This is a genomic window from Bremerella alba (assembly GCF_013618625.1).
Taxonomy (GTDB): domain Bacteria; phylum Planctomycetota; class Planctomycetia; order Pirellulales; family Pirellulaceae; genus Bremerella; species Bremerella alba.
Window position 1 is genome coordinate 353,683 of the sequence record NZ_JABRWO010000006.1, and the last position, 26,528, is coordinate 380,210.

General features: G+C 52.3%; 22 protein-coding genes. 13 read left to right on the forward strand and 9 right to left on the reverse strand.

Features of this window, described 5'->3' with window-relative positions; genetic code table 11:
* The first annotated feature begins 9 nt into the window (after positions 1-9).
* The 6 genes from HOV93_RS12535 to HOV93_RS12560 are packed head-to-tail and all read left to right on the forward strand — an operon-like array spanning position 10 to position 6,628.
* Complete coding sequence (locus HOV93_RS12535) at positions 10-1,011, forward strand: DUF1932 domain-containing protein (RefSeq protein ID WP_207396829.1); 1,002 nt, start codon at positions 10-12, stop codon at positions 1,009-1,011.
* 4 nt (positions 1,012-1,015) lie between these two features.
* On the forward strand, positions 1,016-1,810 hold the full coding sequence (locus HOV93_RS12540) for an RraA family protein (RefSeq protein WP_207396830.1): 795 nt from the start codon (positions 1,016-1,018) through the stop codon (positions 1,808-1,810).
* An 8-nt stretch (positions 1,811-1,818) separates the two neighbouring features.
* Positions 1,819-2,916 carry a hypothetical protein gene (locus tag HOV93_RS12545; protein WP_207396831.1) on the forward strand — a complete coding sequence of 366 codons (1,098 nt, stop codon included), beginning with the start codon at positions 1,819-1,821 and terminating at the stop codon, positions 2,914-2,916.
* Positions 2,916-4,151 (forward strand): carboxylate--amine ligase, encoded by a 1,236-nt coding sequence (locus HOV93_RS12550; RefSeq protein ID WP_207396832.1) that lies wholly within the window; start codon positions 2,916-2,918, stop codon positions 4,149-4,151. The genes HOV93_RS12545 and HOV93_RS12550 overlap by 1 nt, the downstream gene beginning before the upstream one ends.
* Before the next feature lie 12 nt (positions 4,152-4,163).
* On the forward strand, positions 4,164-5,612 hold the full coding sequence (locus tag HOV93_RS12555; protein WP_207396833.1) for an HTTM domain-containing protein: 1,449 nt from the start codon (positions 4,164-4,166) through the stop codon (positions 5,610-5,612).
* Between the two features lie 5 nt (positions 5,613-5,617).
* On the forward strand, positions 5,618-6,628 hold the full coding sequence (locus tag HOV93_RS12560; RefSeq protein ID WP_207396834.1) for a polysaccharide deacetylase family protein: 1,011 nt from the start codon (positions 5,618-5,620) through the stop codon (positions 6,626-6,628).
* A gap of 5 nt (positions 6,629-6,633) precedes the next feature.
* Here HOV93_RS12560 and HOV93_RS12565 read toward each other — a convergent pair whose 3' ends face one another.
* The 4 genes from HOV93_RS12565 to HOV93_RS12580 all read right to left on the reverse strand — a co-directional run bounded on the left by HOV93_RS12565 (position 6,634) and on the right by HOV93_RS12580 (position 10,921).
* The gene (locus tag HOV93_RS12565) at positions 6,634-7,728 is read right to left on the reverse strand and encodes a polysaccharide biosynthesis/export family protein (RefSeq protein ID WP_207396835.1); all 1,095 of its coding nucleotides are present in this window, start codon (positions 7,726-7,728) and stop codon (positions 6,634-6,636) included.
* Positions 7,729-7,871: 143 nt separating this feature from the next.
* A complete protein-coding gene (locus tag HOV93_RS12570; RefSeq protein WP_207396836.1) occupies positions 7,872-8,576 on the reverse strand; it encodes a LuxR C-terminal-related transcriptional regulator in 705 nt (234 codons plus the stop codon).
* A gap of 380 nt (positions 8,577-8,956) precedes the next feature.
* Positions 8,957-9,679: a YebC/PmpR family DNA-binding transcriptional regulator gene (locus HOV93_RS12575; protein ID WP_207396837.1), complete on the reverse strand. Its 723-nt coding sequence runs from the start codon at positions 9,677-9,679 to the stop codon at positions 8,957-8,959.
* Between the two features lie 252 nt (positions 9,680-9,931).
* Complete coding sequence (locus HOV93_RS12580; protein WP_207396838.1) at positions 9,932-10,921, reverse strand: DUF6807 domain-containing protein; 990 nt, start codon at positions 10,919-10,921, stop codon at positions 9,932-9,934.
* A 528-nt stretch (positions 10,922-11,449) separates the two neighbouring features.
* On the opposite strand from HOV93_RS12580, the gene HOV93_RS12585 reads away from it, so the two are divergent.
* Positions 11,450-12,487, forward strand: a complete 1,038-nt coding sequence (locus tag HOV93_RS12585) for a zinc-dependent alcohol dehydrogenase (RefSeq protein ID WP_207396839.1) — start codon at positions 11,450-11,452, stop codon at positions 12,485-12,487.
* A 37-nt stretch (positions 12,488-12,524) separates the two neighbouring features.
* Here the strand turns inward: HOV93_RS12585 and HOV93_RS12590 are convergent, their stop codons facing one another.
* Positions 12,525-13,376, reverse strand: coding sequence for a MurR/RpiR family transcriptional regulator (locus HOV93_RS12590; RefSeq protein WP_207396840.1), 852 nt, complete (start codon positions 13,374-13,376; stop codon positions 12,525-12,527).
* 363 nt (positions 13,377-13,739) lie between these two features.
* Between HOV93_RS12590 and HOV93_RS12595 the strand changes: the two genes are divergently transcribed.
* The 4 genes from HOV93_RS12595 to phnE all read left to right on the forward strand — a co-directional run bounded on the left by HOV93_RS12595 (position 13,740) and on the right by phnE (position 18,485).
* The gene (locus HOV93_RS12595) at positions 13,740-15,527 is read left to right on the forward strand and encodes a metallophosphoesterase (protein WP_207396841.1); all 1,788 of its coding nucleotides are present in this window, start codon (positions 13,740-13,742) and stop codon (positions 15,525-15,527) included.
* A complete protein-coding gene (locus tag HOV93_RS12600) occupies positions 15,524-16,504 on the forward strand; it encodes a phosphate/phosphite/phosphonate ABC transporter substrate-binding protein (protein WP_207396842.1) in 981 nt (326 codons plus the stop codon). The genes HOV93_RS12595 and HOV93_RS12600 overlap by 4 nt, the downstream gene beginning before the upstream one ends.
* A gap of 68 nt (positions 16,505-16,572) precedes the next feature.
* A complete protein-coding gene (locus tag HOV93_RS12605; RefSeq protein WP_207396843.1) occupies positions 16,573-17,355 on the forward strand; it encodes a phosphonate ABC transporter ATP-binding protein in 783 nt (260 codons plus the stop codon).
* 86 nt (positions 17,356-17,441) lie between these two features.
* Positions 17,442-18,485 carry a phosphonate ABC transporter, permease protein PhnE gene (gene phnE / locus HOV93_RS26405; RefSeq protein ID WP_207396844.1) on the forward strand — a complete coding sequence of 348 codons (1,044 nt, stop codon included), beginning with the start codon at positions 17,442-17,444 and terminating at the stop codon, positions 18,483-18,485.
* Positions 18,486-18,499: 14 nt separating this feature from the next.
* On the opposite strand, the gene HOV93_RS12615 is transcribed toward phnE, so the two are convergent.
* The 4 genes from HOV93_RS12615 to HOV93_RS12630 form a co-directional block, all read right to left on the reverse strand.
* Positions 18,500-19,525: a tetratricopeptide repeat protein gene (locus tag HOV93_RS12615; protein ID WP_207396845.1), complete on the reverse strand. Its 1,026-nt coding sequence runs from the start codon at positions 19,523-19,525 to the stop codon at positions 18,500-18,502.
* A gap of 225 nt (positions 19,526-19,750) precedes the next feature.
* A complete protein-coding gene (locus HOV93_RS12620) occupies positions 19,751-20,824 on the reverse strand; it encodes a hypothetical protein (RefSeq protein ID WP_207396846.1) in 1,074 nt (357 codons plus the stop codon).
* Between the two features lie 22 nt (positions 20,825-20,846).
* Positions 20,847-21,320: a hypothetical protein gene (locus HOV93_RS12625; RefSeq protein WP_207396847.1), complete on the reverse strand. Its 474-nt coding sequence runs from the start codon at positions 21,318-21,320 to the stop codon at positions 20,847-20,849.
* A 122-nt stretch (positions 21,321-21,442) separates the two neighbouring features.
* On the reverse strand, positions 21,443-22,462 hold the full coding sequence (locus HOV93_RS12630; protein ID WP_207396886.1) for a DUF1559 family PulG-like putative transporter: 1,020 nt from the start codon (positions 22,460-22,462) through the stop codon (positions 21,443-21,445).
* A gap of 623 nt (positions 22,463-23,085) precedes the next feature.
* Between HOV93_RS12630 and HOV93_RS12635 the strand changes: the two genes are divergently transcribed.
* Both HOV93_RS12635 and HOV93_RS12640 read left to right on the forward strand, forming a co-directional pair.
* Complete coding sequence (locus HOV93_RS12635) at positions 23,086-25,665, forward strand: tetratricopeptide repeat protein (protein WP_207396848.1); 2,580 nt, start codon at positions 23,086-23,088, stop codon at positions 25,663-25,665.
* Positions 25,665-26,495 carry a DUF4159 domain-containing protein gene (locus HOV93_RS12640; RefSeq protein WP_207396849.1) on the forward strand — a complete coding sequence of 277 codons (831 nt, stop codon included), beginning with the start codon at positions 25,665-25,667 and terminating at the stop codon, positions 26,493-26,495. The genes HOV93_RS12635 and HOV93_RS12640 overlap by 1 nt, the downstream gene beginning before the upstream one ends.
* Positions 26,496-26,528: the final 33 nt, after the last annotated feature.

The window sequence follows — 26,528 nt, forward strand, 5'->3', positions numbered from 1 at the left end:
CCAATCAGAATGAATAACGTCGCAGAACTTCTCACTTCAACCGCTTCAGCAACCTCAGTGAATATCACACCTTTGGAAACAATTGGCATACTGGCTCCTGGTGAAATGGGCTCCGCTTTGGCGAGTGTTTTTCGTCAAAATCACTGCCGAGTTATTACTTCGGTGCAGAACCGTAGCGATCGTACGAAGCGACTCGTGAAAGCTGCGCAGATCGAGACGTTGCCGACCCTGCTGGATGTCGTACGCGAGTCGTCAATTGTTATTTCGACAACGCCACCTCAGTGTGCGTCAGAGTTGGCTGGCGTGATTGCCAGCATGGAGCCACGCGAAGGCACTCTCTACATCGATGCGAATTCAATCGCTCCCAAAACCGCACAACAGGTACAGCAAGTATTGCATGCCACCGGCATGACAATGATCGACATGGCCGTTCGTGGGTTGGCGGGCCAGCTTACCCAGCGAGGTGCCGTTTACTTGAGCGGGGAAGAAGTGGAGCGAGTAGCACCGCTGCTTCGTCCGATCGAAACCGAGAATCTCGGCCAAGAGGTGGGCAATGCTTCGCTGCTGAAGATGCTGATGGGTGGTCTTTCAAAAGGAATTGCCACGCTGGTCATGGAACTGGGCGTAGGTGCCGAACGTGCAGGGATTCTCGATCGATTTCTCCAGGGCCTAGATCGATATTATCCCGACGTTGCATCGGCCATGGATTCGGTTCTCCCTACCTACCCACAACATGCCCGGCGTCGGGTCCATGAGCTTGAAGAGGTAACTTCGTGCCTGGCCGATTTTGGTATCGAGAGTCAGTTGGTCGACGCTGGCCGACGACTATTGCAGAGTTACTCTCAAACGGCTCTCGATAAATCGATCGCACAGCTTCAAAACAATACGGTTCAAGACAATATTCGAGCCCTCTCTCGACAATCATCTTTCCTCGCGTCATCTACGGGGCAGCACTCTGTAGATTTGCTTGAGTCAGCGTCAAATCAGACGTCGGCAACTGCAGAAGACTAACATCATGAATAAACGCCTGAGATCCTCCGCTCTTAATCCTGGTCCAGGATTTCGAATTCGCACCGACTTTGTCCGGCTCGAATCGATCGCCTACCGGCAACTTGCTCGTTTTGAAACGCCAGATATTTCAGACATGCTGAACCGACTCTATGCGGTCGACTCTGGGATTCGCTTACTTACCAGTCCGGTCCACCGTCTCTGTGGTCCGGTTTGTACGGTTAAGGTTTTTCCTGGCGATAACCTGATGGTTCACAAAGTACTCGATATCGCTCAGCCTGGTGATATCGTCGCCATTGATGCGAGTGGTTCCCGTATGAATGCGGTCATCGGTGACATCATTTGCACCAAGGCACGTCATCGTGGCATTCAAGGCTTCATTGTCGACGGGCTGATTCGCGATCTGCCTCAGATTCAAGAACTTAACTTCCCTGTATTTGCTCGAGGCGAGACGGCCATTGGTCCACTCCATCGAGGTCCTGGCGAGATCAACTTCCCCATTGCGTTGGGTGGCATCGTGGTGAACCCAGGCGACGTGATTGTGGCCGATGCCGCTGGTATCGTCGCAGCACCTCAAGATATTGTCGCCGAGCTGATTCGCCGCCTAAAAGTCCACGAGGCGAGCTCTCGCGAGTACATCGAATCCGTTCAGCGGGGAGAGTTCTCGAATGCCTGGGTCGACGATTTATTGGCCGAACAAAACTGTGCCATTGAGACGCCCGAACTCGTCGATCCTGCAAGCTCAGACATGCATGATGCGATGAACCAGATCAACCCAATCGAATCTGAAGAGCACGCATAGGTTACGTGATGTGGAATCATCTAGACCTTCGCTTACGTAGCCTTTGGATCTTGGCACGCACTAAGCTGGCAGCTCGTCGCGGACTTGGACGAGAAATACAGCGGCAGCGAGACGAGTTCTACACGCATACCTGGGAGCAAGCAGCCTCGCAGGTCGGAGCGTCTATCACGCACCTTGAGAGCGGGCTTCTCGAATTCAATCGTAAAGGCCAAAGCACCCGTGTTTGGAAGAATTACACGACTCTCGATGATCCAGTGACACTTCGTTTGGCGGGCAACAAGCCGCTAGTTCTTCGGAAGCTGGAAGCACTTGGCACTACGGTATCGCCTTGGAAGAGCTTTACATTAGAGACTCTCGAGACGACCTACGAATTTCTCGATGGCAGTCCCCATGTTGTAAAGCCTGCAAGGAACACAGGGGCCGGATCAGGGGTAACCACATGTGTTCGCACAAAACGTGAACTCCGAAATTCGGTGGCAATCGCAGCTGCTTTCGACACGACACTTCTTATCGAAAAGCAAATCCCGGGCGATAACTACCGACTTCTCTTTCTTCATGGCGAGCTGATCGAAGTAGTGCGTCGTAAGCCTCCGATGGTTCTGGGAGATGGCACACATACCATCCGGCAGTTGGTAGCCACCGAAAATTGTTCTCGAAGAGAACAAGGCTGGCGACGTGCTCAAACCATATTGTCGATCGATGACGACATGCGGCGAACCTTGTCGGAATCCGGTATGAGCGTTCATTCGATTCCGGCACTCGACCAGTTGGTCGCCTTAAAGACCGTCATCAATGAGAATCGTGCTGGGGAAAACCAGCTCGTTCATGGCGTCTGTCCTGAGATCGTTGCGCTGTGCCGTGATTGTGCTCGGGAGTTAAATGTCACACTCGCCGGAGTCGATATCATTACGACGGACCTAAGCGTGCCGCTGCAGGCATCGAGGGGTGTCGTGTTAGAAGTGAATACGACGCCGGGGCTATATCATCACTATGATCCCGTTTTAAGGAAGTGCCGGGTCGCTTCGGTCATTCTCGAGGCGGCCCTTCGCCAGTCGGTTTCCTCCCGACATGTACTTGGCAATGAAAAACGGGAGGTCGCGATCTGATGTCTGTGGTGCCTCCTACGGTAAGCAAAGAAATATCGCCAGCTGAAACGCCCTATTCAATTTCTGAAAGACCTCCTGTTATCGTCATTGGTGGTGGAGCCAATGCACTCTCAATTGCACGTAGTCTGGGTCGCGCAGGCATTCAGGTTTGGGCGCTCAACTACGACTATTCCCCCGTACGATACTCTCGCTTTGCCCAATGGCTAAGCCTGGCGGGGAAGTCGCAGGGCAAGTCGGCGTGGGCAGACTTCCTGCTAGGTTCCTCCTCAGATCACTTGAAGGGATCTGTTATTATTCCGGCGAGTGATGATGCGTTGGAACTGCTGATCGAGCACTATACTAAGTTAAAGCGAAGGTTTCGTCTCGATCTATTTGTACCAGACGCCCATGCTTCGATGCTCAACAAGCTCAAGACTTATCAGGCCGCGACCCGCTGCGGAGTTCCTACCCCCAAGTTCTGGCTGGTCGACTCGATATCCTCGGTGACCAAACTCCGAGAGGAACTCGTCTTTCCACTACTAGTGAAACCCCTCTACTCGCATCGCTTCGTGGCCACGTTTGGTGTGAAGTTTCTGGTCGCCGAGAATTTCGAGCAACTCATGTCTGCCTGGGAGAAGCTCGATGAAGAACACGAGGTCATGCTGGTCGAAAAGATTCCGGGGCCAGACGGTCAGCTTTGCAGTTATTACACCTACATCGACGACAATGGAAAACATCTATTCCAGTTTACAAAGCGTATCATCCGCCGGTTTCCTCCCGAGATGGGCGTCGCCTGTCGACATGTTACGGATCACATCCCAGAACTGGTAGAACCTGCCACGAAGCTCTTCGCGGAAGTCGGTCTACGTGGTTTGGCCAATGTCGAATTCAAACTCGACCCAAGGGATGGAATGCTGAAGCTTATTGAGTGCAATGCAAGAATCACTGCGGCCAACATTCTGCTCGATCGCTGCGGCTATGACCTCGCTTACTTTTTATATCAGCGGGTGTGTGAGGGTGACACGCCGCGTTTTCGGGACTATCAGGATGATGTCTATCTCTGGAACCCCGTGGATGATCTGCGGGCCTTTCTGCAATTGAGAAGTCGGGGCGAACTGAGCTTGGGGGATTGGATCTCTAGCATCAGCAAGACGAATGTCACGCTTCAGATCTTCCACTGGAGCGACCCACTGCCCTCCTGGATGAATACCTGGCATCGACTCTGTCGGGCATTGACTCGCAAAGTACATGGGTGAGAGAACGATTCCATGCATGAAGAACATCAAATCCAGCATCCAACGGACTTTGACAGGCAGTTGTCTATCTTTGCCTTCTTGATGGCGTGCGGCATCCTGTTTCACCAATCGATCCTTTCTGACTGGAATCCGCTTTCCCATCACATTCTAGCGTCGCTCACGGCAATTGTGGTGCTGACACATCCTAGATCGCTCGTGGCATTTCTCGTCATGATCGCCACGCATTTTGCTAGTGTCGCGATTGACCTTCCTTATGTGCCCAACCATTGGATTTTCGTCGGTGTCATCGACGTTGCTATCCTGTTAACGGCATTGATCCTTGGGGGCAAACATGGTTTCTCACGCTTTTCAGGCGGAGATCTTTTTCAAGCTCTTGCTCCTGTCATACGATGGTCCGTGCTGGTCATGTATGCTTCTGCCGCTTTGGCAAAACTTAATTCCGATTTCTTCAAGCCCGAAATAAGCGCAGCGGTTTCTTTATATGGTGGACTGTCCGAAAAACTGGGTGGAATTTTGCCCCAAGAGCCTTGGGCCTTCTATCTTGTCATCTGGGGAACGGCCTCGCTGGAATGTTTGTTACCAATTCTCCTTGCTCTGAAGAGGACCCGCTGGCTAGGCATCGCCCTGGCATTTGCGTTTCACTTCGCCATGGGAGTGTCTGGCTTCATTCCGTTCTCTGGTTTTGCGGTCGCGTATCTCTATTTATTCCTGCCTGAAGATCTCCCTGCTCGCTTTCAAGAGCTTCGATCTAACACGTCCTGGCTGGATACGTCATGTTCGACCATCACCCGAGTTGTTCGTAACCCCGCGACCCTGATCGTATTGTGCTTGGGATGGTTCTTGATCGCTTGCACTCGTTCTTACGCCTGGCTTCCTCCTGACCAGGTTCGGATGGCCGTTATTCGTTTCGGCCAATTACTATTTGCGCTGTACTATGCCGGTGCTGCACTTCTTGTCTGGAAGATGTATGGACGATCTCTTTTCGACTCAAGCGATCGCCCGCCGGCCGCATCCCTTAGATTGGCCAGCGCCGGATTGGCAATCGTTCCGCTAATCATCATTCTCAATGCATTGTGCCCTTATATCGGACTAAAAACCGAAAGTTCTTTCACGATGTATAGTAACCTTCAAACCGAGGGCAATCAGTGGAACCACCTGTTGATGCCCAAAGCGATGAAGATCTTTCATTGGCAAGATGACTTGGTGAGCATTATCGATTCGACCTATCCACCATTTCAGCACGCTGCGCAGGAAGACATTCGTTTGACCTGGTTCGAGTTCCAACGCCAAGCCAGCGAGGCTAATAGTTTTGCTGTGACATACAGCCGAGGAGCTGTTCTCTATGAGGTAGCCGACACCCAGTTAGACCCGGTCCTATCGCGTCCTCCTGAGGTGTTTTGGGGCAAATGGATGTGGTTTCGTGACGTCCCGCTACCTGAAAAGAACACCATCCGGCACTAATCATCATGTACAAAGTGTTCTCACAAAGTGCTCTTACTCTGGCTAATTCCTGGGCAGGAGATAAGCTTTTAACTTCGCTCGAATCGAGAGAGCAACGCGATAATATTCTTCGCGTCATTACCTATCATCGCGTCGATCAGCCTAGCGAAAAGCCTCACCTCTATCCTGGTGTACATAGCGCAACACCAGAGCAATTCGCCACTCAGCTCGATCAACTTCAAGCGTGCTCACACATCATCTCACTAGACGACGCCCTGGATGCCATCGAGGGTCGCCGACGTCTACCGGCGAAGTCTGTATTGATTACCTTTGATGACGCTTATCAGAGCTTTGATGTCGCCTGGCAACAGCTTCAAACACGTGGCCTTCCGGTGGTTCTCTTCGTGCCAACATCCTTTCCGGACCATCCGGAAAGAAAGTTCTGGTGGGATCGCGTTCATTGGGCGATTCACTCAACCCCCAAAACTCAGATTCAGCACGACGGGATAGACCTGCACCTGGATAGTCCCAAGCACAAGATTGATGCCGCTCGCCAGATCGCGGCCAAGGTCAAGCAACTACCTCACCGCGAGGCCATGCCATGGGTTAATGCCCTTTGCGAATCGCTTCATGAAGATGCACAACCTAACGAAGTGCTCTCCTGGCAGCGGCTACGCGAGTTGTCGAAAGAAGGCGTAGCCATAGGTGCCCATACGCACACCCATCCGCTGATGAACCAGCTAAGTCTTGACGAGGCACAGGAAGAAGCCATCCGCTCGCGCGACGAATTACAGAAGCAGCTACGAAAGGAGATTCGTTCGTTTTGTTATCCGGCAGGCGGTGTAAGCGCTGAAGTGGCCGCGATGCTGAAAGATATCGGTTACACTGCCGCGTTTACAACCCAGCGGGGCGTGAACGACTTGGATAACTGCGATCCTCTTCAAATGAGCCGAATTAATGTCGGTGGTCGCACTTCGACCAACGTTATGCGAATGCAGTTTCTATCGTATTCCCGAGGTCTTAAGCCCATCCGTTAACAAGGCTAAAAACCCCAGACACTTCGATAGGGGAACAACAGTATGTCGTCAACCAGGCGATCGAATGTACGACGGAAGTACCAGTTCGCATCTGGGTTCAAGTAGATAATATCTCCGGGGCAAACGTTGATGTTCTCTTCCCGACATGTTCTCGCCTTGATCAGATCGACAATGATCAACATGGGTGCTTGCCCTGGTACCTGGCGGTGAACGGTGACCGTTGTAGGAGACTCGATCGGGTCAATGTAGCCTGCCATTGCCACGGCCGTTACGACATCGACTTCTCGATCTCGTGGAAGAATGAACCCGCCACCGAGTTCTCGTTCTCTCTCCCCGGCTGAAAATCGGACAATATTCGTCGGACTTAGGTTGCCGACCACATAGAACACCTCGTTCCTACGGTTCGGAACCACCACCACATCACCTTCATGTAAGATGACATCGTGAGGGCCGAAATTGAGGTGATCCATCCCGCGAAGATCGATCTTTACGATCTCAGGCGTAACGCCATGAGCCCTACGGTGAATCTCTATCGCTTCGGCCGCGTCCTCGGTTAACCCGCCTGCCTGGGCAATCGCGTGGGCCACATCATTCTCGTAGCGTGGAAGCTCGGTAACCCCCGGTGCCGCGACCTTACCTAACACCACCACGTTGAATGTCGCCTTCTGCGCCAGTGAGATACTAACGGTTGGAGAGTTGAAGAAGCCATTTGAATAGGCTCGCGTGATTTCTGATTGGGCTTGCGCAAGATTTAAACCGCCAACCGGTACTGATCCGACCAGAGGAAGCTGAATATGCCCCGATCCCATGACCTGCACCAACAAGGGGCGATACTCACCGTTGGGAAACAGCTCAGGTACAGTAACTTCCAACACGTCTTCCGGCCCCAACAGATAGTCTTTGGGCGGTGGCGCCGTTAGCAAAGTGAAATTCAGCAGCGGACCACCGGTGCGAAGCGGCAAGCGAAACTCCTCAGGCAAGGTACTCGCTGGCACGCCAACAGTGACAAGCGGAGCATAGCAACCTGAACAGATGACTAGCGCGCAGAGAGCGAGGAGGCCATAGATTGCCTTCGTGTCTACGCGTACAACTGCTAGCATTTAGCCGTTTCCTCTTCCGTGAGCTTTCGGCGTCTTTGATTTATCCGTCGATACAATCAGTTTCGGCGTAACAGGCACAACGATTAAGACGAGTCGCTTTCCATCCTACGACTCGATCAGATAGGACAATCCCTCTTTTTTAACTAACCGGAATGCCCAACATACCGAGGCTGACTGATGTCGTGCACTAACTTGGCGATAGTCTGATCGTCAACGGATGTGCTTAACTTCTCAAGCCCTCGTCGACCAAACACCATGGCGATATCGCGAATCAACTGAAGCGGCGAATCGATATCGAGTTTGTCGAACAATTGCGTTCGAAACGTATGCACAGTTTTAATGCCGATTCCCATTTCCAGGGCAATCTCTTTGACATGTTTTCCGGCCACCATGTGACGGAAGACCTCGCGTTGACGTTCGGTCAGCGTGCTGATACGACGTCCGAGCAGTTGTCTTTCCTGTCGCGTCTTGCGACGTAGGCGCGTTCCCAGGATGGCCTGATCGACGATGATCTTTGCCCGGTTTAGTTCAAATGGCTTCTCCAGAACGGACATTGCTCCTGCTTCAAGACAGATCAGAGCCCGGTGCAATTGTGTGCACGTTGCTGAAATCAAAACCGACGTCAGTCCATTGCTCTGACATAGCTCCGCGATCAGCGTCTCACCTCGCCCGTTCTCAAAATCGACATCAATCACCATCGCATCAAAGACGGTTTTCGTCTCAGCTAGTTCTTCCACACTCATCAAGCAGTGGACGTAACGCGATGTATCCTGCAAACCATCGTGCAGTATTCTTCGCTGATCCGTGCAAGATTCAAGCAGAGCAATATTGGAACTTGGAGTGAGCAACGTTCGACTTCGTAGAATGTGATCAAGGCACAAGAATCGCAAACACCAATTTTTGAGCAGTCTGCACTCGATTTGATATGCGACGGCAGAAACCCATGAAGCAGTCATCTGCCGGTGGCGAAAGCTTAGCTCGCTTGGAGATTGACATCATAGGATTCCGTGCCAGAACCGCGCAGCCTGGCTTAATTGTTCAACCGGTGAGCAGCCCCTTCCGATTTTAGGGTCCGTAAGACCATTGCCGGTTTTGGCAACTTTGCCGACTATGCGTTTCGCCCGTAAGATGCTTCCAAGAGGAATCGATCGAAAAGCCCCCCATAAGACTGGGCGGCTTTTCGATTCAGCGAATGGGAGAGCCTGTTCGCACTGTTGCCAATGGACCGCTACTCTGGGAGCTTCGCACTGTGATAGACGTGTTGCACATCCTCACAGTCATCGAGCATATCTAAGAACTTTTCAAATGCCTTAGCGTCGTCACCACTGAGTTCCGTATTTGTTTGGGCAACAAACGCGATTTCCTGGACTTCCAACTCGATGTCTGGAATCGCTTCCTGTAGGGCCTGCTTGGCTTTGAAGAAATCGGTTGCCGCCGCGAAAACAGTGAGTTGGCCGTCTTCCTCTTCGACATCATCTACGTCGACATCCGCCTCGAGCATTGCCTCGAGTATCTGATCTTGCTCGCCTCCTTTGAAGGAGAAAATCGCTAGATGATCAAACAAGTGAGAAACGGAACCCGCGGTGCCTAGCTTGGCCCCACTTTTGTTGAAGCAGTTGCGGACGTCGGTGATGGTACGGTTGGGGTTGTCGGTTAGGCAGTCAACGATGACGCTGCAGCCGCCTGGCCCGAACCCTTCATAGCGCGACTCGGAGTAATCTTCACCCCCTGCCCCCTTGGCCTTTTCGATCGCTTTATCAATCACATGGGCCGGCACCTGCTCTCGCTTCGCCTTTTCCATCATGCTCTTGAGCGTCGGATTCGACTCGGGGTCTGGTACCCCAGTCTTAGCCGCAACGTACAGCATCTTCCCGTACTTGGAGTAAAGCTTAGATTTTTGCGATGCCGTCTTGGCAATCGCATGCTTCCGGTTTTCGAAGCTTCTTCCCATTCGAGTAATCTACTTGTGGTTTCACAGAGAGGTTAAGAAATCGTTGCACCACAAAGATAAACCAGTTCGGTGTTTCGAGCAATTGCTCTCAAATATCACGATATCCACTCGGCTAAATTAATCGCAACACTTGAAATCACAACACCTTACGGATCACAACAGCCGCCTTGCGTAGACGCAACACTAAGCACATAACGAGCTGATATGCCACAAAATCTCGATCGGAAGGGCAGTTAAATGGGGCTCACGTCCCTATTTCGTTAATTCTGACGACCACACTTCCCATTGCTGATTAAGCCATTTCGGATCAGGCATCGCATCGGTAACCAAGTATCGGTAACGAGCCTGATAAGGATGATCGGCATCAATCACGAACTGGCCATCGACGCAGGGAGCAAAGCAGAAGTAAGGTTTCGTGGGGTGAATCCGCGTTGCCTGAGGAGTCCGGAAATTGTTCGGATCGCTCAACACGGTAATGCTCACGGGCTTTCCTTCGATCTCCCCCCACAGAGAAACCCACTTGGCATGTTGATGGTTTCCCTTCCTACGATCCTCACCTAGGTTGTTAAGAAAACCGCTTGGTTCGCGTTCGTCTATATCCTTAGTATTCCCAACGGTAACCCACCGTGCAGGGCCGCGAATAGCAAAGCCGCCATAGTGGTACTCAAGAATCGACAGAGGACTCTCGGTGATCGCGGATTGGGTCGATTCTAGGTCGAAGCAACGAAAACTCCCGTCGGTTGGATAAGCCGTAACTTTCCAACGTTCTCGCAGAACATCGATCTTCGGATCGGTTTCCTTGCGATGGATCAGATCGACCTCGAAACCGGCCCGATCTTCCTCTTGGAAGATCGAAACGACCCGCTCGTGAAGCACACGGCCAGTGCCGCTACCAAGATTCCAGAAATCGATCGTCTCGTCCTGGTAGCTCGTTCTGACCCAGGCCGAAAATATGCCTTGCTGATGCGGATGGTCTTTTGCAAACATCGCCGTAACGGACTGACCATCAGGCGTAAAAACCGGATGCAGACAGCCGCTGCGATGGTAGATCTCATCTAATCCTTTGGGAACCGGCGGAGAGACTTTGTTGTAAGTGAGTACCGGTTTGTCGCCATCGCCGATCTTAATCGCTTGATCCGATTCTATCACGCGGAGTTTCTCTGCCATGCAGTGCGATGAATTTTCGCTGGAACAAGCCACGGCTAAAACAAACGCAGCGCCAAACCCAAATACATGTTTCATTCTGAGTATCTCCCTGTGCATCGCAAGCTGAGTACAAACCACAAAAAAGAAGGCGATGAACTAATCTACGCAACTGGAACGGGATAACCACTTCCCTCACAGATCAAGTAAACGCGATGCGCTCATTTCATTGTAGTTACTCGATCCGTCGCTGAGGAAGTCTCACGACTATGAAAGAATTAAGTCGAATCTTGCCCGCTCCTTAAAAATACTAATTTCGTTGTCCTCGTCTTCGAGAGAAATTTCTCTTGTCCTTGCGCAACCGATATTCCAAGCATGTCAATTGCTCGATGGAATTCACAACATACCTCAGAACGAAGACGATACTTCTCATTGCCCTCCCCCATGTCGCTAACTACAACGTTGGGAATAGAATGGCCACTAGATAGAACGGCACGGCCATCCTCTGCCAAGACTTGCTGACCAAAGACGAACTGAAATAACACCCTCTCCTGGAGCGATCGTTCCCCAAGGGAAATTCGCCAGGTGCCATGCTGGGGCCCCATTTCTAACAACGAAGGTATATCGATGAAGGCGCTACTACTCTCGGAATACAAGAAACTAGATGTCGTCGACTTCGATGAGCCTGAGATTGGCGACCATGATCTGTTAGTGAGTGTCAAAGCGTGTGGCATCTGCGGAAGCGATATCCATGGCTACGATGGCAGCACCGGACGTCGCCAACCTCCGTTAATCATGGGACACGAAGCCGCTGGCGTGGTAGCCAAGGTCGGTAAATCGGTGACCGGGTTTCGTGAAGGGGATCGGGTAACATTCGATTCGACCGTTTCTTGTGGAAATTGCTTTTACTGCCGACGCGGCGCGATCAACCTTTGTGACAACCGTATGGTTCTTGGCGTATCGTGCGACGAATACCGCCGACATGGTGCGTTTGCTGAGTATGTCGCCGTCCCACAACACATTTGCTATCACTTGCCCGCTTCCATTCCCTACAATCATGCGGCGATGATTGAAGCGGTTTCGGTGGCCGTCCATGCCGCTGGCAGGGCCCCTGTCACGTTGGGCGATACGGCGGTGGTCGTAGGTAGTGGCATGATCGGTTTGCTCGCCATCCAGGCCATTCGATTAGCCGGGTGCTCTCAGGTAATTGCCGTCGATCTCGACAGCAACCGGCTTGAGGTGGCTAAGCGATTGGGAGCCGATGTCGGGATCGTCGCCAGCGAAGGCAACGTCGAAGAACAGGTTCGACAACTAACCAACGGTCGAGGTGCCGACGTCGTGCTCGAAGTCGTCGGGGCAACTCCCACGATCAATACGGCTATTCAATGCGCCCGAAAGGGAGGCTCGATTGTGCTGGTGGGCAACCTGGCACCCAAAGTCGAGCTTCCGCTGCAAGCCGTCGTTACCAGAGAGCTATCTGTCTACGGCTCGTGTGCATCAAGCGGAGAATACCCAGCTTGCATCGACTTGATGTCTCGCGACGCAATTCGTGTGGAAGATTTGATAACGGCGACAGCTTCCTTGGAAGAAAGCGTCGACTGGTTTGCTCGTCTTTACTCGGGGGAACCTGGTGCGATGAAGGTGATTATCGATCCGACGCGATAAGCACTCAAATTGCCTAGTCTTCCGATTTTAGTTAAGTCTACAACTTTCGATCGGAAACAGCCCGCGACGATTGCAACAGATGTTCTCGTCGCTGAGGTTCCATGATCAGCAGTTTCTCTAGCAGCATCTCCAGCACCGCTTCTCCGGCAATGATCGACGGAACTTCGGCTTTAACGGGATCGCGATTCGAAGTAGTGAACAGAGAGATTTCCGCCAGCTGGCTCAACGGCGAGCTAGAGAAATTGGTTAGTGCAATCAGAGACGCTCCATGGGCGGTAGCGACCTTTGCCGCATGTAAGATGTCCTTGGTCGCCCCGGAAGAGCTGATCGCAAAGAGGACATCGTCCTGCGTCAAAAGGGTCGCATTCACGGCCATCACGTAACCTTCCGTCGAAGGCCTGGCGTCGATTCCGATCCGGCTCAATTTCCAGGCCAGGCTTGTCACAAGCGGGGCAGAACTAGCGACGCCGACAATGAGCACAACTCGGCAACCGAGCAGCTGCTGAGCCGCATGTTGCAGGTCCCCCTCTTCCAGAAGTCGAAGCGTTTCGCTCAGGTCGGTTCTCAATCTTCGCGCCGCTTCGCTTCCTGGGCGGTCATTCGCACCCCCTTCCGAATGTCCATTCACTACCCCATCGGTGGCCAGCATGAGCTTAAACTCTTGAAAGCCTTTGCAGCCTAGCTTCTGGCAGAAGCGAATGATCGTTCCATATCCAATTTCGCTAAGCGCAACTACCTCGCTGATTGAGCGATAAGCGGCCTCGGGGTGACTTTCAAAGAATTCTCCGGCACGTTGCTCGGCGGCCGTTAACTCTCCGTGAAGACGACGGAAGTTCTTGCGCCAAGATTTATCGGTAGGCTCGTTAGTAGTAACAGAGTCAGCGGCCATGTCGGAAAAATGCTCCCCTCATCTGTAGCGATTAAATTTCTTTGGGATTCAGGCGGAACTTGCGATCTCGCTGTCTCTATTCTGTCATAGAACGGACGACGAGTCCACTGGCATGGATTTTATATCCATTCCGTGTTAACACTACGTAAACATCCTGCATGGAGGGGAATAACTGGCTTGAATACTGGCTTGTTATTGCCTAAAACAATAACGGATACAATATTCATGAATGCGAATAGAATATCCTCAAAATTGCTTCCGCCCTACCAGTGTCACTCCTCTTTCTGGAGCTGAAAAGTGCCTAATACGTATAAACGACTCACTCGAATCACCCCAAAAACCCTTGCGAGTTTCATAGTAATAATGTTCACCGGCTTTTCTCTGAACCATACGAACTTGGAAGCATCCGAAAAGGCACCTCATCGCACTCAGGCTTATGTCTGGGATCATCTCGACGAGTGGACTAATCGGTCGGGCAGTGCCTTAATGCTGACGGAAGCCGGATTTGACGTAAAACCATTACCCATGGACAAATCCCCCTGGGGGCTCAGTGGCCTCATCTTCATCGGCAGTTTTGCCAGCGAAGACCCCGCATATCCGAAGTACATGCAGAAGTATGCCGAAGACCTGTACAAGTTTGTCGACGACGGTAATGTCCTCGTCCAAATGACTCAGGCAGATCAAACTGAGAATCGTCCCCCATTCCTTCCCACAACCCTGGAAGCGCGCCGCTGCGATACGGACTCGTCCGCTGCCTACGTTCTTTCGCCGCAGCATACTTTGGTGAAGGATTTCCCCGTCGATCAAGGCAAACTATCGTTCAGCAAAGAACGCCTAGGATGGGAAACCTACGATCGCCAAGGAGGATTCCAGGTTATCCTGAGTTCAGATGCCAACGCCAGCTATCCCATTCTAATGGAAGGCGCCTACGGTCAGGGACGCATTGTTCTGGCGGCCATGCATATTGATAAAATTCTCGACGCCGAGAAAGATCGTGTCGCCGACGTAAAGTGCCAGGCTCTGGCGAAACAATTTGCCAAGAACCTCTTAACGCATGTCAAAGACGTCGATGCTCGGAGCGCCGAGGCTATTGAAGTCACACTGTCCCCACGCGTGCAACGAAGCTTTGCCGAAGGATCGTGGACCTTAGCCTTGCTTCCTGATACGCAGGTCTACTCGGTTCGCTATCCAGGATTGTTCTCCACTCAGACAGCTTGGCTTCGAGCTCATGCGAAAGAGCGAAACATTCAATATGTTCTGCATTTGGGCGACATCACCGATAACAATACAAGAAAAGAATGGGAACGAGCCTCTGAGTCGATGCAACTTCTGGACGGACACGTCCCCTATGCTCTCGCTGGCGGCAACCACGATTACGGCCCATCGGGGGATGCTTCAACCCGCGAGACATTTCTTAATGAATACTTCTCATTTGAGAAATTGGCTGCCATGCCAGGGTTTGGCGGGGCTTTCGAGAAGGAAAAGCTAGACAACACCTATCATTTGTTCGAGATAGGTGAACAAAAGTGGATTGTCATCGCATTAGAATGGGGACCAAGAGATGTCGTCGTCGATTGGGCGAATGAAGTGATGTCGAAGCACGCAGATCGTAAGGGGATATTGGTGACCCACGCCTACCTCTATTCCGACTCGCGGCGATACGATCATACCGAAAAGTCGAAGCCCAACCATTGGAACCCACACAACTATCGCACGCCAGATGGCGTTAACGATGGACAAGAGTTATGGGACAAACTCGTGCGAAAGCACAATTTTGTGTTCACGTTCAATGGCCATGTCCTGAACGATGGAACCGGCTACCGAGCCGACCCCAACGACAACGGCCAAATGGTCCATCAGATCCTTGCAAACTATCAAATGGGTGAGATGGGTGGTGAAGCCTACCTGCGGCTGCTTGAGTTTGATCCTGATGGCAACACGGTCCACATGTTGGCATACAGTCCGCTGTACGATCGCTACCTCTTGGCAAGCGACCACACGTTTACCATCAAACTTGATCAGGCACCTGCCGATCAGCCGGAAGAGACAGCAACGGCTGAGATTGCTGCTTCCTCAATCGAGCCCCCAAAATCGAATATGCGTCAGAAAGTGACTCAAGAGCCAGGACAACAGGTTGAGGTAACCAAATGATGATCACGCCACGTCGGCGACTGACAACCCGCATCATTCGCAGCATGACTGCGGTTTTCGGCCTAGTTGTAATCGTCACGGCTACACTTCACGATGCGGTGAATGCCTATGGCGATGAAGTAAATCGCGATGGGAGTGAGTCGCGGCCCCTACAAGTCATGTTGATCCCAGCCGATACAGGCGCGGATACGACGCTTGACGACTTCAAACCCGTTTTCAATGCCATTGAAAAAAACTTCGGCCTGCACTTTGAATTGCGTGTAGGCACTTCCTACGGAGCAGTTGTCGAAGGGCTAGTTGCCAGGCGGGTCGATATTGCCTTTGTCGGGCCGGTCACATTTCAGCAAGCCCGGCAAAGAAAAGCAGCTGAACTTTTAGCCGTCGCGGTTAAGGACAATTCCAGCTCTTACCGCTCTGCACTCTTGGTACGAAAAAATCAAGACATCAATCGGCTCAGCGACCTCCGCGGAAAACTAGTGGCACTAGGGGATATCAATTCGGCATCCAGTTTTCGATATCCTTTGGCAATGCTGCTCAAAGCTGATGTTGATCCCGTTACACAGCTTGATCGCGTTGTGATTACCGGAAGTCACAGCAATGCATTGGCCGCGCTGCGAGAAGGTCATGTCGATGCGGCCGGCTGTTCGTTAGCCGCCTACCAAAAGGCGATCAACTCTGGTGCGATTAGCACTGGCGCGTTCAAGGTTCTTGCTGTGAGCCCTCCCATTCCCAATCCACCGCTGGCCATGCACCCCGGCCTGTCCGATACGGTTAAGAAAAAACTGACCGACGCGTTTCGGCAAATTCATCGTGCCCCTGGTGTCAGTCCAGAGATGATCCGCGGGTATGGTGGCGACCGCTACGACCGCTTTGATGTCGAGTTTCCTCAGCGAGAGTTTGATGTTGCCATCGATCAGCTCGCCCCAGTTACACCCCAGCTAATCTCTTCGATTATCGAACGATCCGCAGATCGTTAAATTCATGCATCCCCAACGTCCCCTGCTTTTTCAACGCGACTAGCTGACGAAGAGATATTAGACCGGCGATGCTCTCCATAAACTCCATAAGTAAGTCCTTTCCCAGCGGCAAGGACACGGTTCAAGCTCTACGGAACGTCTCCTTTCAGATTCAGCGGGGCGAGTTCTGCGTGATGTTAGGGCACTCTGGTGCTGGCAAGTCAACCCTCTTGAAGCTCGTCAGCGGTCAGATGACGCCTGATGAAGGTGAGATCGTCATTGACGATCAGCGATTAACCAGCCGAAATCGTCGTTCTCTTCAGTACCGGATCGGTATGATCCACCAGCATTATGAATTGGTCGAACGTCTGTCCTGTCTCGACAACGTGCTGCTGGGGCGTCTCCCTTGGATTCCGATGACGCAATCTATTTTCCGAAACTGGAACTCTGACGATCGCCTCGCCGCATGTACCTGGCTCGAGAGAGTAGGATTGGAGCCCTCGCACGCTACGCGTCGAGCAGGGCAACTTTCCGGCGGACAACAGCAACGTGTGGCCATCGCTCGGGCATTGATCCGTCAGCCAACGCTGCTACTAGCGGACGAACCGGTCGCCAGCCTCGATCCGGCAACCAGCCGATCCATTCTCGAACTGCTGCATCAAGCTTCCCGTGACTGGAATGTCTCGGTGCTGTGTAATTTGCACCAGCCAGAGCTTGCTCAAGAATTCGCCGACCGGATAATCCAGCTTTCACAGGGGAACATTCAGTTTGACGGTACTCCGAAGCAGTGGGCTCGTCATTACCAAGAGGTGAATGGGGGCTCCTCTGAACCATCGAACAACGAGCTCCGTTCGCATTCCCCAGCTTACTAGGCTTCAACGGACGAACTGGCTTTCAACCAGCATGAGCGATAAGCGTTAGCACGAAATCTTCAGAGAATTCTCAAAGGACTCTTTACGTGGCGTCACCCTCCAAAACGAACCACGATCTCGATTCGATGCGTCAGGCAGGATGGCCGGTCGAAGGAAAGCGTCTCCTCCCGGCTTTGGTGGTTGCACTGATCGTGGGGATGGTCCTTTGCTATTCATTTAGCCGCATGGGTTTGACCAGAGCCGCCGGCGAAAGTGCCAAGGCCTTTCAGGCGCTATTCGGAGCAAGCGAGTCAAGTCAGGTCGTGGACGCGGCTTCGCGGTTTATCGATCAAGGGTGGCCTCCGGTTATTTCCAGTGAACGAGAGACTAGTCGCATCGAGAATTTCAACCCAGAGCAACTGCCTTGGCTTAGTTATGTCGAAATGAGAGAAACGCCGACTGTTTCCATCGATTTCGAGAATGGCTCAGTCGTCGAACGCGAAGTCATGGAAAGTCACCAAGTATTGGTCGAACCTGTTGGCTATCTCTTTCGGGTGCTATGGCTGATGCTGGAAACGTTAGAAATTGCCCTTTGGGGAACCATCTTGGCACTGATTATGGGCTTGCCTTTAAGCATGCTCGCCTCACGCAGGATCAGCCCGGCTCGCCCGGTTGTACTGCTGGCCAGAGGAGTCTGTAGCTTGAGCCGTGCAATTCCTGAGTTAATCTCCGCCCTGTTCTTTGTCCTGCTGTTTGGCTTCGGTCCGGCGGCGGGAGTCTTGGCGCTAGGGCTTCACTCGGCCGGCTTTCTAGGCAAGTTCTTTGCAGATGATATCGACAACACCGACGACGGGCCTGCGAAAGCTTTGGCCTGCAGTGGCATTGGAAAACCAGGCGTATTCCTCCATGCGTTGTTGCCCCAGGTGTTGCCCCAGTACCTCGCCTACCTGCAATATATTTTGGAACGCAATGTTCGCACGGCCACTGTTCTAGGGATTGTCGGTGCCGGTGGGATCGGTGTCGAGCTGATGGGCAAGTGGCATAATTTTCAGTTCGGTCACGCAACCACCGTACTGCTGGCCATCTTCTTAACAGTCATTCTTTTGGAAGCCATTACGCAGACACTACGCAAAGAGTGGATTCGTGATTGAACACGAATGCTGGCTTAATCTGCGTAAAGTTGAAAGCAGCCAAAGTGACTCGTTTTCATCTTGTTAATCAGCGATCCGGCTGACTTATGATAGTGTTCCGGCGAAATCTCGATCGCTCGGCGGGCATGATATGCGGCCTGCGACGTGTCTTGGATGTCTTCGTGGAACTGCGCTAACAAGAAGTGGTGCTCCGCCGTTGGCGAGAGTTCGAGCAGCCGGGCATACATGGCTGCGGCCTCATCGATTCGCCCAAGTTTGCGAAGAGCATACGCTTGCCCCTGGATTGATTTCGCAAGGCCCGACGAATGCTCGGGCGAATAGCGTTGTGCCTGCCAGAACTCCGCGGCTAGACGAAAATGAAAGAGAGACTCTTCCCAATTTCGGCGATCCTGGTAAATCGTTCCTAGAAGCCCATGTCCGCCAGACGCAGCGAAATCCGGCGACTGAACCAAGGGAAGCAACAACAAGATCGCTTCGTCTCGCCTATTCAAGATGGCAAGATTGATGGCCTGTTCAATTTGCTTCTCGATTGAGTCTACACGCGAAAGTGGCTTGTAGACTTGCTTTTGGATCGCTTCGATCCTGGCCTCCAGCTTTACAATCAGCGAGCGGAAATGTGTACCGTGGTAGGAAGTCCCCGCGTCGAGCACAATGCAGTGCCTCATCAGATCGGACGCTTCCACGAGCCTCGACTGGGATAGATAGTCGAAAGCGGTCTTCACATTGGAATGACCTTTAGCACTCTCGTAGATCGCAGGCACCAACACAAGCAACAGTACGGCAAATATCCAATGGATCGGCGTTTCCCCCAGTGTATCTTTCGTGCCCGATGACAATGGCCAGGTAACGAAAACGGCAAGTGATCCGACAATTCCAAACGAGGCGACAAGCGCCGAAAGGATACGCGTCAGTGTGTTACCAGACGCAATCGCATCGATGGGAATATCCGGGCCGGCGACCTTCCAAAATACCGCTCGAAAGAAGACCAATAGCACTAAGCCAACCATCAGCAAGACAACGCTTGCATCTGTTTTAGCCATAAAAAGCCGCGTCAATGTAGTTGTCGTCAACCACGCAATAGGCACACCACACAGAATGGTAACGATAGCGACGTCTAGCCACGCAAACGTCAACAGTACGCCATCCCTAGCACTCGCCAAAACCAATGCTGCAAACCAGACGACTAAAACAACCAGAGCCGTCAGTCGCAGTATCGTTAAGTTTGCCGGGGGATTATTTTCGCTTACCATCTCGAATGCCTCGTATTATTTCGAGCGAATCGTTTCAACCGAATTGGCTTTGTTTTTCTTCCAGAGCAACCCGTCGTAACCATAATGCAGAAACGCCACGATCACGTTGAGCAGCAACCAATACTCCAGGAATCGGTGTTCCAACAGCCACCCACACGATCCGAGAATTATGACGAAGATCAGTAACGAAAAGATCCACCGCGATGCAACCCAGCGAAAGATACGATCTCGCGAGTGTATGGTTCCGTCGCCACTCTGTTTTTGCATGCGCCATCCGACAACCGATAGATACTCGCTGGCATGAAACCAGGCCGACGCAGTGGCCAGGGTCAGCACCATCGCCGGATAACCGATGTGAACCGCCCATAGCATCCCGCTGAAGATCCCAATCACGCTCACTAGGTAGACCATCCGTCCGACCGCATTGCGTTGGAAATGAACCAGACAATCGACTAGCACCACACACGGAAGGATGGGTGCCAGATAGTCGATAATTGAAAGCACGTCTGACATCGTTCCGGATCGGACCGACAGTTGGGCCACGCGCAGAATGCAATAAAGCATAAACGTCCGCAATAACATCTTTTCTAACCAACCAGGAATCAGCGATGTAACGCCAGCAAGGCGGCCGTAGATCCGATAAATTCCATGATGTTGCGAGGCGAAATGCCAGGCGTTCCAAAGGTAGTCGATCGTCAGTAAGCACGTTAGCGCGCCGGTTCCCACCCATATCCCGATACAAAGCAGAATCACGACGGCCGCGAATCCGAACATGAATCGAGGGTTCGCTCGATACGGATTGCGATCTAACAGTACGAGCCCAAGCGTGCTCCACCGGTGAGGCGTCGTAATAAAATAGATCTGCCAGAACTCGATCGTTGTCCGACCTGAAACCCCTTCGTCGAGTTGTACCAGCACTAAGAGCGGCCAGAATATGTTAGCGATTAGAAAGAGATCCAGCCATGGAGCAAGAATCCAACCATCGCCTTTGCGATGAGGCTGCTTAGATCCAAGTGTTGGCGAGCCACCTGTCAGGCTTGAATCCGTGGACGCAACTTGCCAAGGCTCTTCCTGTGCGAGATCAGTCACAACAATGCTTCTGGCCTTTAAGCTACATCCGCTTGAGATCAATCTTTAGGTCATTCGGCCCCTGAGTCGTGATCTCGACCGTGATCGGAGACTTAACCGGATCGGCGTAGATGAACGGAATTCGGTCTGATTTTGCTACCGTTTCGATCGGGCCAGATGCCATTATCGGTTCACCGCCACCGTCAGGGGTAATCATCTCTGGTTCCTGGGAAACGGATTGAACGATCATCACACGAAACTTGCCAGCAATCGATCCGTCGCCGTCGGCATAGGTCGACATCACAAAGGTGCCATCTTTGCGGATCTCGCCTCCGGCCGCTTTCCCTTGCAGTGAGCTAGACGGCACAAAGGAAATGGCTCCCCCGCCCTTCATCGGTTCGCCCTGGAAAAGAACGACTCCTGAAGTCGGATAGGCCTGAGGTTGATCGCTGGGTGTGCAGCCAAGGATCGATAAGACGAGAATGAATAACGCGAGCGTGTAATAACGCTTGAGCATGGGACGAGTCCTACTGAAAATCCAAAATAAGGTTCAAATATCAAGAAAGCATGTTCCGATTTATCTTGTTCATTTCGCAGGCATCTCCTACAGACGGTGCCTGCGGGTTTGTCATGATAAGACTAAGGAATCGAAGCGACTTCGCGTCCACCGCGCGTTCCCAGAGCTTGCCAGATGGTTAGATCGATTGTTTCCGGCATGAATCTGACCGAACCGTCGGTCATAGCGACCATCACGCCCCCAGGATGATAGCTCCGAGCGGCAGAGTACAACTCGGTATAGGGGCTGCCGATCTGCACACACGGCATGCCCTCTTCGAGATAACTGCGGCAACCCCACACTCCGTCAGGAGTCGTGCTGTTGGGCCCCGTCTTCGTACTAAAGATGTCGGCACCCATCACCGGATAAGCCCAGGTTCCGCGGGTATCCTGATAAGATGGTCCAGAGCTGCTGGACAGGCGAAACTTCAACTCGCTTAAAGAAATGGTATTCGCCGTACCATCAGTAACGTCCCTCATGCTGAGTTCGGAGTTGTTGCCAAAAACACCCCCTTCGTCACCGGTCTTCGTATGAATCGTACCGTAGCCAGCTTTTCCATAGCAGGCAGAGTAGTTGCCGCGGGCCAAATGCTCTTGTCCCGTTCCGTTCCCCATTTGCTCGCTAGTGGATGGGTGCGACGGACAGCTCATCGCGTCAAGCTGTTCCGAACCAACGGTAATGCCCTGCGAGGTATAGGTCCCGTTGCCTAACCAGTCGGTCACTTCGGCCCTTTCGTTGGCAATGATCATGAACTGTTCGTGCAACGCTGGCTGCTCAATTTGCGATAGAATCATTAAGTTCCACGAAGCACCGATCGCAGCAGTTCCACTACCGTGGGCACCATTGGGATCGTCGCCTCGGCCGTTGATCGCACCGGACGGAAACACCAAGAAGGTGTCGTGATAGTTGTGGACGCCTAACTGCAACTGCTTCAGCTTGTTCGAGCACGACATCCGCCGCGCTGCTTCTCGGGCCTGCTGTACTGCAGGAAGTAGCAGTGCAATAAGGACTCCGATAATGGCGATCACCACCAGTAATTCAACTAGCGTAAAGCCTGATTCTGATCTACGTGAAACGCGATTTGGAAGATTGACAACCTTCATGACGGTCTCCATGTCAGCGTGCGAGAAAAAAACATAAATGCAAAAAAGACATCACAAACTCGAATGACACTCGATGCGTCGACTGGCTGAGGGCATCAAGCACTGAATGCTTCAGACCAGCATGTGGATAATTTATCCGTCTTGTGTGAGAAGTCTATTCAGAATCTACCTTCACACTCTGCATTTCACGAAACGTTAACTCCAGGCGTTTTTCTTCTCGTATCCTTAATTGAAGGACCAACCCGGGAGTGTTTCCTCCTAACGCGGCGCAATGATCTCCAGTTCACATGTGAATATTATATCCGTCTATAACATGACCTAGTTACAGCCCATTTAGTCTCACCTCCTTGCCTGTCTTTACTTTTCACGCCGATCCAATGCGAAGCCTCGAAGTTTCGACTCACCCACAAGGACCAGGTAGCCGGTGTGATGAGCCATGAAAAGCCTTTTCACATGACGAGCAGGCTCTCTTACTTTTGAAGTACGTCCCCCTTAGCAGGAGGGATCGTCGTCAATACCAAAGCAATTCTTGTTGACTAGGAAGCCAGATCTCTACAATAGCTTCATCGAACCGTGGTCTTGGCTCGGAGTATCTCCCTTTGCATAGTTCCCTTTGCCGTTGTATGACGCACTTCACCATGCACCTAGGTTCGTTGGCGGGCGTAATTGTCGCGTGGGGAATCTTCTTCGGGATCGGCAACGCTTACGGTGAAACCCTATCTCAGGCGGAGGACTTATTCCGTCACGGGGCATATGAAAAGTGCATCGAGGTTGCCACTCAAGAGATCTCCGGCGGTCGCACTTTCATCGATTGGTACGTGCTAAAAACCGAAAGCGAACTGACCCTCGGTCGCTATGAGGATGCGGCCAAGACAATCGATGACGCTAAGAATTTTTCGCCCAGAAATCTCCGTCTGCTGTGGCTGGAACGAGAAGTACGCCACTTTAACGGACAGTCGAACCGAGCCAAAGAAGTGCTCGCCGAACTCGGTGCTCAGCTGGAACGCTCCAGCGGGATCTATCGCGACCTAGAAACCTCAATCGTGATCGGCAAGTTCTTTCTTGAGATCGGAGCTGATCCCAAGCGAATTCGTATCGATCTATTCAAGCCGATTCAAAAGCGGGCTCCTGGCTTACCCGCTGCCTACATCGCCGCTGCGGAGTTAGCACTCTCGAAGAATGACTTTGCTTTGGCTGCGGAAGACTTCCAGTTGGCCATGAAAGTAGACGAAGACAATCCGCGAATCTTGTACGGGTTGGCCCAGGCATTCGAACCGAGCGATTCAAAGAAAGCGGAAGAATATCTCCAGCAAGCAATAAAGATCAACCCGAAGCACATTCCAAGCTTGCTGATGATTGCCGAAAGTCACCTTTCGGCCGAACGCTATAAGGAAACCGAGAAACTGCTGGCCGAGGTGCTGGAAATCAATCCTCATCACCCTAGTGCCTGGGCATTACACGCCGTGCTGGCGCATCTGGCAAACGCCCCGTCCCGCGAAGACGAATGTCGCAAAAAGGCCTTAGCCCATTGGAAAGACAATCCGGAAGTTGACTATCTCATCGGTAAGCATCTGGCGAGAAAGTACCGCTTCGCCGAAGCGGCCTCAGCTCAGCGGCGGGCACTAAAGTTCGATAGCGACTTTCTCCCGGCCAAAATGGAGCTTTCCAACGATCTGTTGCGACTCGGACACGAGGAACAAGGGTGGAAGCTGGTTGACGAGGTTTTCGAGGCCGACAACTACAATGTCGTTGCTCATAACCTAGCAACCCTACAAGAGCACATGGCCAAATTTCGCACGCTTGAGAGCAATGGCTTTATCGTGCGCATGGATACCCATGAAGCAGCCATTTATGGAGATCGTGTTTTAGAACTTCTTCGCGAGGCCAAGTCGGTTCTGTGCGAGAAATACGACGTAGAGCTGAATGATCCAATTGCGATCGAGATCTTCCCCAAGCAGCAAGACTTCGCGATCCGAACGTTTGGATTACCTGGCGGAGCGGGGTTCTTGGGGGTTTGCTTCGGCAATGTGATCACCATGAATTCGCCGGCCTCCCAAGCCGACAATCCTACCAATTGGGAAGCCGTTTTGTGGCACGAGTTTTGTCACGTCGTCACATTAAACAAGACCCACAATAAGATGCCGCGGTGGCTCAGCGAAGGGATCTCGGTGTATGAAGAAAAACTGCGAGATCCATCGTGGGGCCAATCAATCTCGCCAACGTATCGGCAAATGATCTTGGAGGACGAACTCACGCCGGTTAGCGAGTTAAGTGGAGCGTTTCTGCGTCCGCAGAGCTCGAAGCATTTGATGTTTGCCTACTATGAATCGGCCCTGGTGGTCGAGTTTTTGGTAGATCAGTTTGGCATCGAAACGCTCCGGGCGATTCTCGATGAGTTGGGCAAGGGGCTGCAGATCAATGATGCGATAACTCGGCATGCAGCTCCTCTAGATGCCATTGACGCTGGCTTTCAAAAATTTATCCTGGATCGTGCCCGGGCCTTTGCCCCGGAGGCCGACTTTAGCACCGACGACTTGCCGCCACCGCAGATTGCCAAGCTTCAACCATGGCTAGAAGAACACCCCAATAGCTTCCCTGGACTCCAGCAATACGCCGCGTTACTGTTTCGCGAGAAAAAGTATGCGGAAGCCATGGAGCCGATCGACAAGTTGCTGCAACTGGCCCCAGACTATGCCGGCGAAGGGAGCCCATTACTCTTGAAGGCCCAAATTTTAAAAGAATTGGGCGAAACCCAGCAAGAGTTGGCGGTGTTAGAACAACTGGCAGTGCTGCGCGCGGATGCGATCGATATCTATCGGCGTCTGGCAGAGATGCAGGCGGAAACGAACCAATGGGAGTCCGTTGTCCTCAATGCCCGGCGAATTCGGGCCGTCAATCCACTCATTCAGGAACCATATCTCTTGCTGGCTCGTGCCGGAGAGCAGACCAATGATGGAAAGACAGCCATCGAAGGACTATCGACGCTGTCCAGATTAGACCCGTACGATCCTGCCGAAATTCATTTTCGTCTCGCCCAACGATTGCATGCGTCAAAGCAAGACAAGGAAGCGTTACGGCATATTCTTTTGGCATTAGAGGAAGCCCCCCGATATCGCGATGCCCTGCAATTGCTGCTTGCCCTTACCGAGAACGACTCGGCTGAGCCTGACCGGGCTTCGCCTAACAAGGATGATTCCCAGTGATGTCGAAATCGAAATCGGTCCGAATCCTTTGTCTGTTTCTCTCGATCACGCTACTAGCGAGTGTGGTCTGGGCTCAGTTTTCAGGTGGCTTTCGATCCCGGGGACGCTTTAGCCGGAACGCGGCTCCTACCCGCGGAGCCCAGAACGACTGGGAATTCGACGAGAAGTTTGAACACGAAGCCTTCCGCTTTGCCCGGGTGAAGTACACCTCGTATGGCTATCGCGACAAATGGGCAACCGACTTTCCCGAGAGTGATCTGAATCTGCCACACCGCCTGCGAGAGTTGACTTCTATGGAAGTTCATCCCGAGAGCGTAATCGTCGAATTGACCGATGACGATCTATCCAACTACCCGTTCCTTTACATTGTGGAACCAGGGCAGATGAACCTCACCGAAGGCGAAGTCACCGGGCTTCGTAATTATCTTCAAAGCGGCGGCTTCCTGATGGTCGACGACTTTTGGGGCGAGGAGGAATGGCAAACCTTTTATCACAACATCAAACGTGTCTTCCCAGATCGCGAGCCGCAAGAGCTTCCTTTAGAACACGACATATTCCACCTGGTTTACGACCTAGCCGAAAAACCGATGATCGTCAGTATCGGCACCTGGATGCGCGGGGGCGGAACCGAACGCCACGACGCCGACGAGCCGCACTACAAAGGCATATTTGACGACAAGGGACGCATGATTGTGGTCATTTGCCATAACACCGATCTGGGCGACGGCTGGGAAGAGGAAGGGGTCGATCCCACCTATTTCAAGCAATATTCAGAACGCTTTGCCTACCCCTTGGGAATCAACATCATTACCTATGCAATGACTCACTAGCCCTGCATTTTAGCGGATTACTGCCAAGCCCTC

Bases quoted from the DNA above. Each gene is read 5' to 3' on its own strand.
- HOV93_RS12535 (WP_207396829.1), top strand. From the start codon at position 10: ATGAATAACGTCGCAGAACTTCTCACTTCAACCGCTTCAGCAACCTCA.
- HOV93_RS12540 (WP_207396830.1), top strand. From the start codon at position 1,016: ATGAATAAACGCCTGAGATCCTCCGCTCTTAATCCTGGTCCAGGATTT.
- HOV93_RS12545 (WP_207396831.1), top strand. From the start codon at position 1,819: ATGTGGAATCATCTAGACCTTCGCTTACGTAGCCTTTGGATCTTGGCA.
- HOV93_RS12550 (WP_207396832.1), top strand. From the start codon at position 2,916: ATGTCTGTGGTGCCTCCTACGGTAAGCAAAGAAATATCGCCAGCTGAA.
- HOV93_RS12555 (WP_207396833.1), top strand. From the start codon at position 4,164: ATGCATGAAGAACATCAAATCCAGCATCCAACGGACTTTGACAGGCAG.
- HOV93_RS12560 (WP_207396834.1), top strand. From the start codon at position 5,618: ATGTACAAAGTGTTCTCACAAAGTGCTCTTACTCTGGCTAATTCCTGG.
- HOV93_RS12565 (WP_207396835.1), bottom strand. From the start codon at position 7,728: ATGCTAGCAGTTGTACGCGTAGACACGAAGGCAATCTATGGCCTCCTC.
- HOV93_RS12575 (WP_207396837.1), bottom strand. From the start codon at position 9,679: ATGGGAAGAAGCTTCGAAAACCGGAAGCATGCGATTGCCAAGACGGCA.
- HOV93_RS12580 (WP_207396838.1), bottom strand. From the start codon at position 10,921: ATGAAACATGTATTTGGGTTTGGCGCTGCGTTTGTTTTAGCCGTGGCT.
- HOV93_RS12585 (WP_207396839.1), top strand. From the start codon at position 11,450: ATGAAGGCGCTACTACTCTCGGAATACAAGAAACTAGATGTCGTCGAC.
- HOV93_RS12590 (WP_207396840.1), bottom strand. From the start codon at position 13,376: ATGGCCGCTGACTCTGTTACTACTAACGAGCCTACCGATAAATCTTGG.
- HOV93_RS12595 (WP_207396841.1), top strand. From the start codon at position 13,740: ATGTTCACCGGCTTTTCTCTGAACCATACGAACTTGGAAGCATCCGAA.
- HOV93_RS12600 (WP_207396842.1), top strand. From the start codon at position 15,524: ATGATGATCACGCCACGTCGGCGACTGACAACCCGCATCATTCGCAGC.
- HOV93_RS12605 (WP_207396843.1), top strand. From the start codon at position 16,573: ATGCTCTCCATAAACTCCATAAGTAAGTCCTTTCCCAGCGGCAAGGAC.
- HOV93_RS12615 (WP_207396845.1), bottom strand. From the start codon at position 19,525: ATGGCTAAAACAGATGCAAGCGTTGTCTTGCTGATGGTTGGCTTAGTG.
- HOV93_RS12625 (WP_207396847.1), bottom strand. From the start codon at position 21,320: ATGCTCAAGCGTTATTACACGCTCGCGTTATTCATTCTCGTCTTATCG.
- HOV93_RS12630 (WP_207396886.1), bottom strand. From the start codon at position 22,462: ATGAAGGTTGTCAATCTTCCAAATCGCGTTTCACGTAGATCAGAATCA.
- HOV93_RS12635 (WP_207396848.1), top strand. From the start codon at position 23,086: ATGACGCACTTCACCATGCACCTAGGTTCGTTGGCGGGCGTAATTGTC.
- HOV93_RS12640 (WP_207396849.1), top strand. From the start codon at position 25,665: ATGTCGAAATCGAAATCGGTCCGAATCCTTTGTCTGTTTCTCTCGATC.